Below are 15,086 nucleotides of genomic sequence, written 5' to 3'. Positions count from 1 at the left end.
GGCAGCATGATCAGAACAGGAAGTGACCGGTATTGCTGAATTATCTGTGGGGCGGAATGCTCTTGGCCGGAATGCTTTGGGGTGCATGTAATGGAACATGGAACGAAGTGACCCAGGCTCTTCTGGACTCTGCAAAAGAATCCGTGAGCCTGGGTCTTACCATGCTCGGAATTCTGTCGTTCTGGTGTGGAATTATGGAAATCGGAAGCCGGGCAGGACTGGTGAGATGGCTTACCGGCTGTATGGCACCCGTACTGGATTTTTTGTTTCCGGAACTTGAGAGGGATCATCCGGCCAGGGAACCGATTGCGGTGAATATCATTGCTAATATGCTTGGACTTGGCATGGCGGCTACACCTGCGGGGTTAAAGGCCATGCAGGAGATGGCGAAGGACATCCCGACGGCCCGGGATGAGGAGCCCGTGGCCACCCCATCCATGTGTACGTTTATGATACTGAATATTTCGTCCCTGCAGCTGATTCCGGTGACGCTGGTTGCTTACCGGAGCCAGTACGGATCCAGACAGCCGGAGGCGGTGCTGGGACCTGCGCTGGCGGCTACGGCCATTTCCACGCTGGCGGCGGTGATTTTCTGTAAGGTTATGGACTGGAAAAACAGGAGGGCAGCTCATTTATGATTCTGTGGCTTTCCAAAATCCTTCTTCCCTTTGTCATCAGCTATGTGATTGCTTTCGGCCTGATTTCGCGCCGTCCCATATTTGATGATTTCCTGGACGGTGCAAAAAGCGGCATGAAAACAGTGGCAGATATTCTGCCAACACTGATCGGTCTGGTCACGGCAGTAGGCGTGGTGCGGGCCTCTGGGCTTTTGGATACAATGACTGGCATCTGCGCTGGGGCTGCAGGGATATTTCATATTCCGCGCGAACTGGTTCCCATCACGCTGGTGCGTCTTGTTTCTAACTCGGCTGCTACCGGGCTTTTGCTGGATCTGTTTCGACAGTACGGGCCGGACAGCCGCGTTGGCATGGCGGCATCGGTCCTGATGAGCAGCACAGAGACGGTCTTTTATTGCCTCAGTATTTATTTTGGCAGTGTACAGGTGCGCCGCACCCGTTATACCGTGCCCGGGGCACTGATCGCTACGGGGGCCGGGATCGCGGCCAGTATCTGGATTACAGGAAAGTGATGGAAGAAAATCACAAAGCCTGGAAGTTTGTAACAAAAATCACAAATCTTTCACAATCTCGTAAGAAAAACTCGGTTGTCGAAAGTGGTCAAATCATGTATAATCAAGAGCGGAGCGACAGGCTTCGCGTGCAGTGAGGGAGAAAAGTGGATACTTACGCGACATTAAACGATGCCCTGGTAAAGCTGTTTCGTGATGTGATGGACTTAGAGGAGCAGGCCATCATCACGCAGGAATTCCAGGATATTACAAATAACGATGTGCATGTGATCCAGGCCATTGGCACAGGAGAACCCAAGAATATGTCTATGATTGCCAAAGAGCTGTCTGTGACGGTGGGAACCCTGACCATAGCCATGAACAGTCTGGTAAAGAAGGGCTACGTGACCCGGGAACGAGGAAAAGAAGACCGGCGTGTAGTCTATATTTCGCTGTCCGAAAAAGGAAGGCATGCCTATGAGCATCACAAACAGTTCCACCACGATATGATTGAGGCAATTTTACAGGATCTGACTCCCGACGAGACCGAAAGCCTTGTCAAGGCACTTGCAAAACTGAATCTCTGGTTCCGCAAGGCAAAAGGATAATATACAAGGAGGCTTTATCATCATGAAGAAATTAGTCATGGGCTTACTGGGAGCCATGATGATCTTATCATTAGCAGCATGTACCCCGACCACCGAGAAAAATAAAACCGGCGAGGTGAAAGAACCGCAGCAGGAAGAAGTAGTTGAGTCTACTGCGGATGCAGGTCCGGGTGTGGTGACAGGCAGACCGGTTGATCAGGATGCACCGGATCTTAAGATGGTATCTATATACAGTGTCAGCGAAGATGGAAGCAAGATTGAGGGAAGCATGGACTCAGTAGAGACTCTGGACGCGCAGAGCCTGGTAGATCTTCTTGTCCAGTACGGAGTGCTGGATGACGGAACCAAGGCAGTCAGCTTCACCACCGAGGGAAGTGCTGCAAGTCAGGAGGCAGGTCCGGGTGTGAGCGCGGATACTACCATGGCAGAGAAAGCAACCCTGGAATTAAGCCAGTTCCCGTCTGAAAATCAGGAAAAGGTTCTTCAGGCAGTGGCAAACACCTTCTGCGAGAACATGGATACAGAAACCATCACCATCAAGGCAGGAGGACAGACTCTGGCAGAGGGCCTGAGCTTTGCAGATGCGGGAAAATAATACAGAAAATAAACCGGAGACCGGCAGCACAGTGTGCAATGCTGGTCTCTTTTTTGCACGGATTGTTCAGACATCTAAAACCATACAGCTTTTCTAAAACCTCAAAGTTGTATTTAGAAAGAATCTGGAACGTTAAAGAATTCACGCGTATATTGACAGAAATACACAAAAAACGATGCAAGATACCGATGAAAAATGATGCAACATGTATGATTGTGATAAAAAATATCGGATATTATGACAACTTTTAGATGGTTTTGCATAGTGAAAAATACAACTTTTAAGAAAAAATGTCTTGTATTATATTGCGCAATTTGCTGTCAAAACGTATAATAAAGCCATGATAGTTGTTGAAAACAATTAAAAATATGTTGGGAGGAATCAAAATGAAGAAAGTCTTCAAAAAAGCAACGGCAACCGTGACAGCAGCAGCGATGCTGGCAAGCCTGACCGCATGCGGCGGTGGTGCAGCATCCAGCGCAACCACAGCAGCCCCGGCAGCTGACTCCAAGGCAGAGGGCGGCGCAGAGACCACCGAGGCAGCAGCTTCCGGTATCGACAACAAGGATATTAAGATCGGTGTTTCCATCTGGTCTTCTACCGATGTTCTTGGTTCCCAGTGTAAACTGATTCTGGATGAGGCGGCAAAGGCTTTAGGTGTACAGGTTCAGTATGTTGACCAGGGCCATGTATCTGAGAAGGTTACCGCTTCTGTAGAGCAGCTTGCTGCAGCAGGATGCCAGGGCATCATTATCTGTAACTCTTCTGATACTGAGATGACTTCTGCAATCAAGACTGCAAATGACAATAAGGTTTATCTGGCACAGTTCTTCCGTGTGATCAGCAAGGATAACAGCGCAGATATCTACGACATGGCAACCCAGTCTCCGTACTACATCGGAGCAGTTCATGAGAATGAGCCGGAGAACGGCGAGAAGCTGGTTCAGATTCTTCTGGACAAGGGTGACAGAAACATCGGTCTGATCGGCTGGGAGCAGGGTGATGCTACCTGGTTAGGCAGATGGGAAGGCTACAAAGCTGGCGTTGAGAACTGGAACAAAGAGCATCCGGATGATCAGGCTAAGCTGTCTGAGCCGCAGTACGCTGGTACTTCTTCTGAGGGTGGTTCCAAGGCAGCAGAGGCTCTGATGTCAGCAGATCCGACTCTTGACGCACTGATCCCGGCAGGCGGCGGCGGTGATCCGCTTCAGGGCGCTATCGCAGCAGTTGAGCGTGCAGGCAAAGTTCAGGATATCGACATTGTTTCCACCGACTTCCTTCCGGATCTTGGAGAGAGACTTGAGAACGGTTCCATGGCTGGCCAGTCTGGCGGACATTACTGCGACCCGCTTATCGCTTTCATGATGGTATACAACGCAATCAAGGGCAACTACAGCGGATTTGAAGGCAAGTTCGAGGACGTTCCGTTCCCGTACCTGTATGTATCTTCCGCAGATGACTACAAAGCTTACGAGCAGTACTTTGTAGATCAGCTTCCTTACACCGATGAGGAACTGGTTGAGATGTCTGAGCTGGATCTTGAGGGCCTGAAAGAGGCAGCATCCAAGATCTCCATCGAAGATGCAGCAGCAAGAGCTGGTAAATAATTTACAAAAGATGATTTGGGCTGAGTAGCTTGAGACGGCCGGTATCGCGCGGCGATGCCGGCCGTCATGTCTTAGTATGAAATAAGAATGAGGTAAAGAATATGGGTACTTCTGTTGTTGACACACCCGGAAAGAAAAAGCTTTCGGGAACTGCGAGGGGCTATCTGATCCTGTTTGGTCTGGTAGTGCTTTCCTGGCTGATTTTTAAGATCCTGACACCTAGCAACTTTGGTTCACCGGCTAACATGCTGAGCTATTTCCAGGCCAGCCTGATCGCCACAGTCGGTGCAGTTGGCTTCTATTTCGTCATGGTTATGGGAATGTTTGATTTCTCTATTGGTGCAAACATCATGCTTTCCGCAATCGTTGGCTGCGTGTTCGCATCAAGATTCGGAATGGGCTATGCCGGACTCATCATCGGAAGTATCGTGACCGGTTCCATCGTTGGTCTGTTGAACGGCGTTTTCTATGTTAAGCTTCATATTCCGTCTATGATCGTAACCACGGGTCTTGCGCTGATCTATGAGTCTGTTGCGAACTATATCGCAGGCGGTGTGGAGCAGACGCTTCCGTCTAACCTGCGTGCCTTTGGCCAGATGCCGGGCAACATTATCCTGGCAGTGTTAGCATGCGTGATTGCTTACATCTTTTTAAATTACACCAAGATCGGTACATACACCTACGCGATCGGCAGCAACGAGTTTGTAGCCAAGAATATGGGTATCAACGTAGATAAATATAAGGTTCTGGCATTCATCTTAAGTGGCGCCTTCCTTGGCGTCATGGCAGTCCTGACCATCAGCTATGGTTCTTCCATGGTAGCAGTAACCGGAATGGCCTCCATGAGCCGTAACTTCGTTCCGACCATGGGCTGCTTCTTTGGACTTGCATTCAAGAAATACGGTATGCCGTTACAGGCAATTGTGATCGGTGAGTTTGTCATCAACATCATCTTCTTCGGATTCATCGCCATGGGTGCTCCGACCGCAATCCAGGATGTTATCACCGGCCTTGCGCTGCTGATCATCATTACGGTAACCACCAAAGTAACAAAAGGCGAGATCGTCAAGTAGATCATAGGGAGGAAATGCAATGAGCGAAGTAAGGTTAGAGGTAAAAAATCTTTGCAAGTCCTTCGGTATCACGAAGGCGGTTCAGAATGTTTCATTTAACGTAAACAAAGGCGAGGTACATGCGCTGATCGGTGAGAATGGTTCCGGTAAATCAACCCTGACCAACATGTTGACCGGTATCTACAGCATCGGAAGCGGTACCTTCGTACTGGATGGAAAAGAGATCCATCCGAAAAACCAGGTTGAGGCAAATAACGAGGGTGTCTCCATTATCGTGCAGGAGCTTGGTACCCTGTCTGGCCTGACTGTGGCAGAGAATATCTTCCTGGGTCATGAGGACCAGTTCGTACATATGGGAATCAAGAACACCAATGCCATGAACAAGAAGGCAACGGAGCTCTTAAAGAAATATGGCTTTGAGCGTATCAAGGCAGCAGACATTATTGATGAGTATAACTTTGAGGACCGTAAGCTGATTGAAATCGTAAAGGCAACCTACTTTGATCCGAAGATCGTAGTCATCGATGAGACCACCACCGCTCTTTCTCAGGAGGGACGTGAAGAGCTGTACAAGCACATGAACCGGATCCGTGAAAGCGGCAACTCTATCATCTTCATTTCCCATGATCTTCCGGAGATTCTGGACAAGTCTGATACCATCACTATCATGCGTGACGGTGTTTACATTGACACTGTAAAGAGCAAAGACGTAACAGAGGATGACTTAAAGCGTCTCATGGTTGGCCGTGAGGTAACCGGTGACTATTATCGTTCCGATTACGGAGAGAAGGTTTCTGATGAGGTGGTTCTTTCTGTAAAGAATGTATCTGTTCCAGGCCTGATCCACGATGTAAGCTTTGACCTGCACAAGGGTGAGATCCTTGGCTTTGGCGGTCTGTCCGAGTCCGGTATGCATGAAATCGGAAAAGCTATTTTCGGCGCTTCCTATGACCGTACCGGTATCGTAGAACTGGCAGATGGAACCCAGATCAATGATATTCCGACTGCCATTAAACACAGCATTGCTTACACGTCCAAAGACCGTGATAATGAGTCTGTTGTGTTAAACCAGAGTATCGGTGATAATATCTGCCTTCCGTCCTTAGACAGCCTGGCCGGTAAGAGCCATCTGTTAAGCGACAAGAAGTTAAAAGAGTTTGCAAACAAATATGCAAAGCAGATGTCCGTTAAGATGGTCAACGTAGACCAGTTTGTATCCGACCTTTCCGGCGGTAATAAACAGAAGGTTGTTCTGGCAAGATGGATCGGTAAAGACTCTGATATCGTTGTATTAGACAGTCCGACCCGAGGCATCGATATCAAGGTAAAACAGGATATCTACCAGTTAATGAACCAGATGAGAAAGAATGGCAAGTCCATCATCATGATTTCCGAGGAGTTAATGGAGCTCATTGGTATGTGCGACCGCATCATGATCATGAAGGATGGCAGGACCAGCGGAGAGCTGGAGCGTAATGAGGCCCTCGATGAGAACAGCCTGATTACGATGATGGTATAAGGAGGCAGCAATGGAGAATCAAGTTAAGACAAACACAGACCAGAAGGAGCAGCAGCTCAAAAAAATATCAAAAATGTCGATGATCCGTGCCCTGCTTCCGATCGCGGGACTGATTATCATTTTCTTACTGTTTAATGTACTCACGAATTTCCGAATGATGAAGAACCTGCCGCTGGTACTGTCACAGGTATATGTGACTATGATCGCAGCAACCGGTGTATTCTTTATCATGACCATGGGTGGCCTGGATTTCTCTCAGGGCTCTATCTTGGGTATTGCATCCATCGTAGTATGTATGCTTTCCAAGACCAGCATTCCGCTTGCAATTGTGGGCGGTATCGTGGCAGGCGCAGTGATCGGAGCAATCAACGGTTACTTCTATGTATACCGCAAGATCAAATCCTTTATTGTTACGATCTGTACCATGTTCCTGTTCCGTGGATTTATCAAGTATCTGACCACCAACGCGCCGGTCGCAGGTTCTGCAAAGCTGATCAACTTTGACAGCACCGGATTAAAGATTGCGTGTACCGTACTGATTCTGGTTATTGGATTTGTATTGTTCCGCTTCACGAAGTTCGGCACTTACTTAAAGGCTATCGGTGCAGGTGAGAAGGCTGCAATGTTCTCTGGTATCCGCACCGACCGCATGAAGTTCTGGATCTACGTTTTAGCTGGTGCAATTACCGGTTTTGCAGCGTTTATCAACGTTATCAAAGTTGGTTCTGTTACTTCTTCCGGCGGTAACCAGTTAGAGACCCAGATCCTGATCGCACTGGTACTTGGCGGTATGCCAATCTCCGGCGGTGCAAAGGTACGCTTTGAAAACATCATCGTAGGTTCTCTGCTTTACATCGTATTAAACAGCGGACTGACCATGATGGGCTTTACTACACAGCTCATGCAGCTGATCCAGGGTGTAGTCTTCCTGGTATTCGTAGCAGTATTTGCAGACCGTCAGTCCCTGCAGGTAATCAAATAGCAGGCCTGAAAACGGAGAAGAATAAAACGATGGGAATGACAGCATAAGGAATCACATCGGAGGTTTGATGATATGCCCAGAACAGTGGGAAGTCAGAATCAGCAGAATCTGAAATACCAGAAGCTTTATAACTGGGGCCGTACCCTGATCACCAGCGGTGTGATCAAGAATCAGGATAAGTTCCCATCGGAACATATCCTTCAGAAAAAGTTCGGATATTCCAGACAGACGGTGCGGAATGCTCTGGATCGTCTGGAAAAGGACGGACTGATCGTCCGGATAAAGGGAAGCGGAACCTATGTATCGTATGAAAATAGCGACGCGGACGGAGCATGCCCCCATGTTGGGCTGATCTTAAGCTACTTTTCGGACTATCTGTTTCCGCAGGTCTATGCGGGAATTGAATCGGTGCTCCGGGAAAAAGGCTTTGAGATCGATGTGGCCGTAACCAGAAACCGGCTGAACGATGAAGAAATATACTTAAAGGGATTTTTAAACCGGAATGTGGCCGGGCTCATCATTGAGGGAACTCGGTCCACCTTTCCCAATCCGAATCTGCGTCTTTATAAGGAAATCCGGAAACGGAATATTCCAACGCTGTTCATTCACAATCATTATCAGAATGAACAGTTTGACAGTGTGGAGATGTCGGATGCCCGGGCGGGCTATGAACTGACCCGGATGCTGATCCAGAATGGACATCGCCGCATTGGAGGGATTTTTAAGTATGATGATATGCAGGGCATTGAGCGCTATCGCGGTTTTATCGAATGTCTGTCGGATTACGGGATCAATTTTGACGATGACTGTATCCGGTGGTATTCCACCAAGGATATGGAAGAGAAGTTAAGCAGAAAAAGTCTGCTGCGGATGTACCGCCGGACCAAGGACTGCACGGCCATGATCCTCTACAACGATGAGGTGGCCGGCTTCTATATGGATTTTTTAAAGGAACGCGGACTGCGTGTGCCGGAGGATCTTTCACTGGTGTCGTTTGACGATGCGGGACCGGAACAGAACGCGGAACTGAAAATCCTGTCAGCAATCCATCCCAAGTATAATCTGGGACGGATCACAGCCCGGAATCTGCTCCGTATGATGGAGGATCCGGACTGGCAGAAAAAGAACTACGCGCACCAGTTTCCGGTTTCATTTAACAATGGAAACTCGGTTCGTGATATAAGATGAGCATTCACATTTATAGGAGGTAGATTGACATGAAAAAGTTATACTTTGCAGTAGGCTCCCAGGATCTTTATGGAGACGAGTGCTTAAGACAGGTGGCAGAGGACAGCCGCCAGATGGCAGAATTTTTGAATGAGAAATTAAAAGATATCGCAGAGGTGGAGCTGGTTCCGACCATCATCAACTCTGAGAGCTGTATTAAGACCATGCGTCAGGCATCCTGCGATGATGAGTGTGTAGGTGTGATCACCTGGATGCATACCTTCTCCCCGGCCAAGATGTGGATCAAAGGCCTTCAGGAGCTGAGAAAACCGCTTCTGCATCTGCATACCCAGGCAAATGAGAAGCTTCCGTATGACAGCATTGATATGGACTTCATGAACTTAAACCAGTCTGCTCATGGTGACCGTGAGTACGGCTTTATCGTAGCAAGACTCGGTATCCCGCACGAGGTGGTTGCAGGTTACTACAAACATGATGACGTTGTTGCAAAAATCCGTCAGTTCGCATCAGTTGCAAAGGCAATTTCCTACTCTAAGTCCTTAAAGGTTGCTTCCTTCGGCAACAACATGCGTGAAGTAGCTGTAACTGATGGTGACCGCGTAGAGAGCCAGATCAAATACGGTTGGGAGTGCAATTACTTTGCCCTGGGTGATCTGGTAGATATCATCAATGCAGTGACTGAGGCTGAGATTGATGCAAAGATGAAAGAGTATACCGACAAGTACACCATGAAGACTGACCGCATCGACTCTGTGCGTGAGCAGGCTAAATATGAGATTGGCCTGGAGAAATTCCTGGCAGCCAATGGTATCGGCGCGTTCGCAGATACCTTCCAGGATCTGCACGGATTAAAGCAGCTTCCGGGTATTGCAGCTCAGAATTTAATGGCAAAGGGCATTGGCTTTGGTCCGGAAGGTGATTACAAGATCTCTGCGTTATCTGCAGTCCTTATGAAGATGTCTGAGGGCAAAGATGGTGCTACAGGCTTTATCGAGGATTATACCTATGATTTAACCCAGGGCCAGGAGCTTGAGCTTGCATCCCATATGCTGGAGGTTCCGCCGGCATTTGCAGCAACCAAACCGGAGATTGATGTACTGCCGCTTGGAATCGGCGGTAAGGAGGATCCGGCCAGACTGATCTTCGATGGTGTGACCGGCGATGGCATCCAGGTAACCATGGTTGACATGGGCGATCACTTCCGTCTGATCTGTGCAGACATCGAGCTGGTAAAACAGCCGAAACCGATGCCGAATCTTCCGGTAGCAAGAATCATGTACCGCCACAAACCGAACTTCCAGATCGGTACCGCAGCATGGTGCTACGCAGGCGGCGCTCATCACTCTGTCGTATCTACCGCACTGACCAGAGACGATATCGCAATGTTTGCACGTCTGACTGGCACAGAACTCATCACCATCGGTGAGGACACTACTGAAGCAGATCTGCAGAAATTCTTCATGAAATAAACTAAGGAAAAGAAGATCCGCCCGGCAGCCTTCACAGGCTGCCGGGCGGATCTTTGTCTGCAGATAGATATGCTACTTTCTCATCTTCTGGTTCATGAGCCAGGTGGTAAAGTAAGACTGAATCACATCAAAAGGTGCATTTCCCATATCCAAAAGGAAGGTGTGGAATGCAGTGGCATCAAAGGAATCTCCCAGCTGCAGTTCAGCAGTTTCCCGCATATTGCAGATTTCCAGAGAGCCGATGAAATAAGAAAGGTAGTTTGCGGGATTATCTACCATGGTTTCAAACATGGAATCCACAACGGATTCAGGATCACTGAAATAGGAGGCCAGATATTTCTGCACATCCTTCCGTTCCCAGCCCAGGTAATTCACAGCCAGATCCAGGTAGGCGTGAATGCCGAGGGTGGCTTTGGAGTTGGCTTCCAGCAGCTCACCGAGCAGCGGGTCCAGTCCGTTGTCTAACCGGTAGGAGAGTGCTTCCACATAAGCGGCCCAGCCCTCGGTATAGCCGGAAAAGCTTAAGATTTTTCTCAGGTCGGAGCTGCAGTGATTGTGAAACCAGACAGTCTGGTACAGATGCCCCGGATAGCCTTCATGGGCAATGGTGTTGTAGAGGGGCTGGTTGTCATAGATGGGGTTTTTGTTGATGTAGATGACATTCTGGGAGCTGTCATCGATCGGTGAAGTCAGATAAAAGGCAGGGCTTAAGGAAAGCTCCAGTGCTTTTGGGACATCCTTTAAGGTGTAGCTGCATTCCGGAAGCTGAGGAAAGTCCTTTAAGGTCTGCTCTTTTAATTCTTCCATGATAGCAGTGGGTTCAGTCTGGCGGTACTGGTAGCTGTCCAGCATGGATTCCAGTTCAGGGTGTTCTGATAACAGCTTTGAAGTAATTTCCAGGTTATCGGAAATTTCCTGCGCCGTTGCCGTCATCAGTTCGTCGATGGAGTGATACGAGGTCCCGGTAGCTGTGTATACAAGATACTCGTAATAGGTTTTTCCATCCGGATATCCGCACATGCCCTTTTCGTTGGTGCCAGTGTTCTTTAGCTTTTCCAGACCATCGATCAGCAGCTTGTATGCAGGAACAAAATGTTCCTCCAGAGCAGCCTCGTTGCGGGCGCAGAGTTCTTTTTTTGCATCCTCCGTCAGATCGGGAAGCGCACGTAACCGTTCTTTGAAAGAGTCGATCATAAAATTATTGCCCGGAACCAGCAGGTAGCTTTTGCAGGATTCGATGACATGGTCAATGGAGGTGTTGCTCATCATCAGTCCGGCCCTTGCCTTTTCCTGCTCAAAGGAAAGAATCTGTCCGTAAAAGGTATCCAGGTATTCCAGGATGTTCAAATAGTCCTCTGCATCCTGGCGGGTGTAGAATGTGTATTCACAGAGAAGCATGGGAAGCTGCGCCTGGGTACCGATGGTTGGCGCCAGCGGCTGGCTGTAAAGCTCCAGGCCCTCACCCTTTTTCTCGGTATTCATCAGGCTTTCCAGAATGCGGAGTGTAAGCTTCTGGTCCTCTGTCAGCAGAGAGGTCTGGAAACCGGAAAGTTCATTCCGCAGTTTTTCCTGGTCCTTCCGTGTCTGCTGAAAAGCTTCCATGGAGATGGGGGCAATCAGCGCGTCTGTTTCGGTAATGCCGCGGGCCTCCGGATTTTTTAAAAGAAAATGCAGGTCCAGCCGGGAGGCGGAAATCTCATTCTGAAACAGATTTTCCTCAAAATCCGCAAAGCGCTGCTGTTCCTTTAAACTGCTTTCTGTGAGCTGTTCGTAGTCCGCACCGCTTTCTTCCTCATAAGGGGCAGCAGTTGTAGGCTGTGGAGCCCGTAAAGCAGGAGCGCAGGAACAAAGCAGCATGGCGCAGAGCGCGGCAGTCAGAAATGGCGGCAGCTTTTTGTAGTTTTTATGCATGAAGCGATCCTCCAAAATGATCTTAAGTGTTCCTAATTATATAATATACTCGAAGGAAATACAATATATGTGAGATCGCCAGGCATGAGGAAGCCGCGCATTATATTGAGTTTTCGCGGATTTTATGATATAGTTGGTTTAATTAGCGCACCGAAAGTTTAGGAGGAATTTGGCTCATGTGTCAGAATGAAAATTGTAATTGTAAGAAACCGTATTATATTACCACTGCGATTGCCTATACATCCGGCAAGCCGCATATCGGCAACACCTATGAGATCGTGCTTGCAGACAGCATCGCGCGTTTTAAAAGAGAGCAGGGCTATGATGTCCGCTTCCAGACCGGTACCGATGAGCATGGTCAGAAAATTGAGTTAAAGGCTGAGGCTGCAGGTGTAACTCCGAAGCAGTTTGTAGACGATGTGGCAGGTCAGATCAAGACAATCTGGGATCTGATGAACACTTCCTACGACAAATTCATCCGTACCACTGATTCCGATCATGAGACTCAGGTACAGAAAATCTTCAAAAAACTGTACGATCAGGGTGATATTTACAAAGGCTATTATGAGGGCCTTTACTGCACACCGTGTGAGTCCTTCTTTACCGAGTCTCAGTTGGTAGACGGCAAGTGCCCAGACTGCGGTCGCGAGGTACAGCCGGCCAAAGAGGAAGCTTACTTCTTCAAAATGAGCAAATACGCAGACCGCCTGATCGCGTACATCAACGAGCATCCGGAGTTCATCCAGCCGGTATCCAGAAAGAACGAGATGATGAACAATTTCCTTCTGCCGGGTCTGCAGGATCTGTGCGTATCCAGAACCTCCTTCACCTGGGGCATTCCGGTTTCCTTTGATCCGAAGCATGTTACCTATGTATGGTTGGATGCACTGACCAACTATATTACCGGCCTTGGCTACGACTGCGATGGCCATAGCGGAGAACTGTTTGATAAATACTGGCCGGCAGACCTTCACCTGATCGGTAAAGATATCATCCGCTTCCATACTATTTACTGGCCGATCTTCCTGATGGCGCTGGATCTGCCGCTCCCGAAGCAGGTATTTGGTCATCCGTGGCTTTTACAGGGTGATGGCAAGATGAGTAAGTCCAAGGGCAACGTGCTTTACGCAGATACTCTGGTAGACTTTTTTGGTGTAGATGCAGTCCGTTATTTTGTTCTGCATGAGATGCCGTTCGAGAATGACGGTGTCATCTCCTGGGAGCTGATGGTAGAGCGCATGAACTCTGACCTGGCAAACATCCTTGGAAACCTGGTAAACCGTACCATCTCCATGTCCAACAAGTATTTTGGCGGCGAGGTGAGAAACGGCGGTGCTTCCGATGCCGTTGATGAGGACTTAAAGAATGTCGTTCTGGCATCCGTAAAGAAGGTAGAGAGCAAGATGAATGAGCTTCGTGTGGCAGATGCCATCACCGAGATCTTCAACATCTTCCGCCGCTGCAACAAATATATCGACGAGACCATGCCTTGGGCACTGGCCAAGGACGAGGCTCAGAAAGAGCGTCTGGCAACCGTTCTCTACAATCTGGTAGAGGCCATCACCATTGGTGCATCCCTGCTGGAGTCCTTTATGCCGGATACATCCAAGAAGATCCTGGCCCAGCTCCATGCGCAGAAGCGTGCCCTTTCCGAGATGGATCAGTTTGGTCTGTATCCGTCCGGCGAGCATGTAACCGACGCGCCGGAGATCCTGTTTGCAAGAATGGATCTTAAGGAAGTAATGGAAAAGGTAGAGGCTATGCGCGCAGCAGAGAAGGCTGCACAGCCGGCTGCTGAGGAAGTAAAGGAAGAGGAACCGGTTATCGACATCGAGCCGAAGGCTGAGATTGAGTATGATGATTTTGCAAAGCTTCAGTTCCAGGTTGGCGAGATCATTGCCTGCGAGGCAGTCAAGAAGTCTAAAAAGCTTCTCTGCTCCCAGGTTAAGATTGGCAGCCAGGTAAAGCAGATCGTCAGCGGCATCAAGGCACATTACTCACCGGAAGAGATGGTAGGCAAGAAAGTTATGGTAGTTGTCAACTTAAAGCCTGCAAAGCTGGCCGGAGTTCTGTCTGAGGGCATGCTCCTCTGCGCAGAAGACGCAGACGGCAACCTGTCCCTGATGGTTCCGGAGAAGAAGATGCCGTCCGGTGCAGAAATCTGCTAAAGTAAGATTCTGCAGTAAAAACATGGCAGCTGTGAGGCTGCTGAAAAAGAGGAACAAAGACAGATGTCTGAAAAACAGTTTTTGAGACATGGATTAAACGGCAATCAGCTAAAGCTGATTGCCGTTATCAGTATGCTGTGCGACCATGCAGCTATCAGGCTCCTGGCGTATGGTCTGATTCCGGCGTTACATGTGGCTGGGAAAGACACGATGGCAGAGCGGTGGAACCAGGCGTTCTGGATTCTGCGGTCCGTGGGGCGTATGGCGTTTCCGATTTATGTGTTCCTGCTGACAGAAGGATTCTGTCACACCAGAAACCGCAGGCGCTATGCGCTGCGTCTTGGTGTATTTGCCTTGATTTCGGAAATTCCCTTTGATTTACTTGTTTACGGGAAAATATGGGATACACACAGCCAGAATGTATTTTTTACACTGTTTCTCGGTGTGCTTATGCTGACTGCGGTGGACTGGATTGGCAGGAATACCGATGCGGCGCATTCGCAGTACCGGCAGATGGCGGTGGTTGTAGGAGCGGCACTTCTGGCCTGGTTTTTGCGGACTGACTATGACGCGGCCGGTATTATGCTGATCGCGGTGCTGTTCTGGTTTCGCTTGACACCGGATACGGCGTGTCTGGCTGGTTTTGTCCTGATGGCAGCAGCAGAGTTCCGGCCGGTTTATATTCCAGGACTTGCGGTATCCTTTTTCCTGATCCGGTGCTACAACGGAACCCGTGGAAGCTGGAAAGGCAAATGGTTTTTCTATCTGGTGTATCCGGTGCATCTGCTTGTCCTGTATGGGATTTCAAGACTGGTGTTCGGGTAATCCGGATTTTTG

At 48.9% G+C, this 15,086-nt stretch carries 13 protein-coding genes; 12 read left to right on the top strand and 1 reads right to left on the bottom strand.

Annotated elements, in window-relative coordinates:
- The first annotated feature begins 32 nt into the window (after positions 1-32).
- The 10 genes from ACMP1L_RS10940 to araA all read left to right on the top strand — a co-directional run bounded on the left by ACMP1L_RS10940 (position 33) and on the right by araA (position 10,170).
- Positions 33-638 carry a nucleoside recognition domain-containing protein gene (locus ACMP1L_RS10940; protein WP_118733429.1) on the top strand — a complete coding sequence of 202 codons (606 nt, stop codon included), beginning with the start codon at positions 33-35 and terminating at the stop codon, positions 636-638.
- Entirely contained in the window at positions 635-1,150 is a 516-nt protein-coding gene (locus ACMP1L_RS10935; protein WP_418453036.1) for a spore maturation protein, read from the top strand. Before ACMP1L_RS10940 ends, ACMP1L_RS10935 begins: the two co-directional genes overlap by 4 nt.
- 146 nt (positions 1,151-1,296) lie before the next feature.
- Positions 1,297-1,737: a MarR family winged helix-turn-helix transcriptional regulator gene (locus ACMP1L_RS10930; RefSeq protein ID WP_373244860.1), complete on the top strand. Its 441-nt coding sequence runs from the start codon at positions 1,297-1,299 to the stop codon at positions 1,735-1,737.
- Positions 1,738-1,759: 22 nt separating this feature from the next.
- Complete coding sequence (locus ACMP1L_RS10925; RefSeq protein ID WP_177304300.1) at positions 1,760-2,332, top strand: GerMN domain-containing protein; 573 nt, start codon at positions 1,760-1,762, stop codon at positions 2,330-2,332.
- 386 nt (positions 2,333-2,718) lie between these two features.
- On the top strand, positions 2,719-3,939 hold the full coding sequence (locus tag ACMP1L_RS10920; RefSeq protein ID WP_373244861.1) for a sugar ABC transporter substrate-binding protein: 1,221 nt from the start codon (positions 2,719-2,721) through the stop codon (positions 3,937-3,939).
- Positions 3,940-4,040: 101 nt separating this feature from the next.
- Positions 4,041-5,012: an ABC transporter permease gene (locus ACMP1L_RS10915; RefSeq protein WP_418453035.1), complete on the top strand. Its 972-nt coding sequence runs from the start codon at positions 4,041-4,043 to the stop codon at positions 5,010-5,012.
- Positions 5,013-5,031: 19 nt separating this feature from the next.
- Positions 5,032-6,531: a sugar ABC transporter ATP-binding protein gene (locus ACMP1L_RS10910; RefSeq protein ID WP_118544132.1), complete on the top strand. Its 1,500-nt coding sequence runs from the start codon at positions 5,032-5,034 to the stop codon at positions 6,529-6,531.
- A gap of 10 nt (positions 6,532-6,541) precedes the next feature.
- A complete protein-coding gene (locus tag ACMP1L_RS10905) occupies positions 6,542-7,513 on the top strand; it encodes an ABC transporter permease (RefSeq protein WP_118733425.1) in 972 nt (323 codons plus the stop codon).
- A gap of 72 nt (positions 7,514-7,585) precedes the next feature.
- Positions 7,586-8,701, top strand: a complete 1,116-nt coding sequence (locus ACMP1L_RS10900; RefSeq protein WP_418453034.1) for a GntR family transcriptional regulator — start codon at positions 7,586-7,588, stop codon at positions 8,699-8,701.
- Between the two features lie 29 nt (positions 8,702-8,730).
- Positions 8,731-10,170: an L-arabinose isomerase gene (araA, locus tag ACMP1L_RS10895; RefSeq protein WP_418453033.1), complete on the top strand. Its 1,440-nt coding sequence runs from the start codon at positions 8,731-8,733 to the stop codon at positions 10,168-10,170.
- Positions 10,171-10,242: 72 nt separating this feature from the next.
- Here the strand turns inward: araA and ACMP1L_RS10890 are convergent, their stop codons facing one another.
- The gene (locus tag ACMP1L_RS10890) at positions 10,243-12,081 is read right to left on the bottom strand and encodes a DUF885 family protein (RefSeq protein ID WP_418453032.1); all 1,839 of its coding nucleotides are present in this window, start codon (positions 12,079-12,081) and stop codon (positions 10,243-10,245) included.
- Positions 12,082-12,257: 176 nt separating this feature from the next.
- On the opposite strand from ACMP1L_RS10890, the gene metG reads away from it, so the two are divergent.
- A complete protein-coding gene (metG, locus tag ACMP1L_RS10885; protein WP_418453031.1) occupies positions 12,258-14,249 on the top strand; it encodes a methionine--tRNA ligase in 1,992 nt (663 codons plus the stop codon).
- A gap of 63 nt (positions 14,250-14,312) precedes the next feature.
- Positions 14,313-15,074, top strand: a complete 762-nt coding sequence (locus tag ACMP1L_RS10880) for a TraX family protein (RefSeq protein ID WP_418453030.1) — start codon at positions 14,313-14,315, stop codon at positions 15,072-15,074.
- Positions 15,075-15,086 lie beyond the last annotated feature (12 nt).

Source organism: Ventrimonas sp., from assembly GCF_048380235.1.
GTDB lineage: Bacteria > Bacillota > Clostridia > Lachnospirales > Lachnospiraceae > Brotaphodocola.
The sequence above is the reverse complement of the archived record's forward strand: the minus strand, read 5'-3'. Positions and strand labels throughout refer to the sequence as shown.

Bases quoted from the DNA above. Each gene is read 5' to 3' on its own strand.
- ACMP1L_RS10900 (WP_418453034.1), top strand. From the start codon at position 7,586: ATGCCCAGAACAGTGGGAAGTCAGAATCAGCAGAATCTGAAATACCAG.
- metG (WP_418453031.1), top strand. From the start codon at position 12,258: ATGTGTCAGAATGAAAATTGTAATTGTAAGAAACCGTATTATATTACC.
- ACMP1L_RS10925 (WP_177304300.1), top strand. From the start codon at position 1,760: ATGAAGAAATTAGTCATGGGCTTACTGGGAGCCATGATGATCTTATCA.
- ACMP1L_RS10935 (WP_418453036.1), top strand. From the start codon at position 635: ATGATTCTGTGGCTTTCCAAAATCCTTCTTCCCTTTGTCATCAGCTAT.
- ACMP1L_RS10915 (WP_418453035.1), top strand. From the start codon at position 4,041: ATGGGTACTTCTGTTGTTGACACACCCGGAAAGAAAAAGCTTTCGGGA.
- ACMP1L_RS10890 (WP_418453032.1), bottom strand. From the start codon at position 12,081: ATGCATAAAAACTACAAAAAGCTGCCGCCATTTCTGACTGCCGCGCTC.
- araA (WP_418453033.1), top strand. From the start codon at position 8,731: ATGAAAAAGTTATACTTTGCAGTAGGCTCCCAGGATCTTTATGGAGAC.
- ACMP1L_RS10880 (WP_418453030.1), top strand. From the start codon at position 14,313: ATGTCTGAAAAACAGTTTTTGAGACATGGATTAAACGGCAATCAGCTA.
- ACMP1L_RS10905 (WP_118733425.1), top strand. From the start codon at position 6,542: ATGGAGAATCAAGTTAAGACAAACACAGACCAGAAGGAGCAGCAGCTC.
- ACMP1L_RS10920 (WP_373244861.1), top strand. From the start codon at position 2,719: ATGAAGAAAGTCTTCAAAAAAGCAACGGCAACCGTGACAGCAGCAGCG.
- ACMP1L_RS10910 (WP_118544132.1), top strand. From the start codon at position 5,032: ATGAGCGAAGTAAGGTTAGAGGTAAAAAATCTTTGCAAGTCCTTCGGT.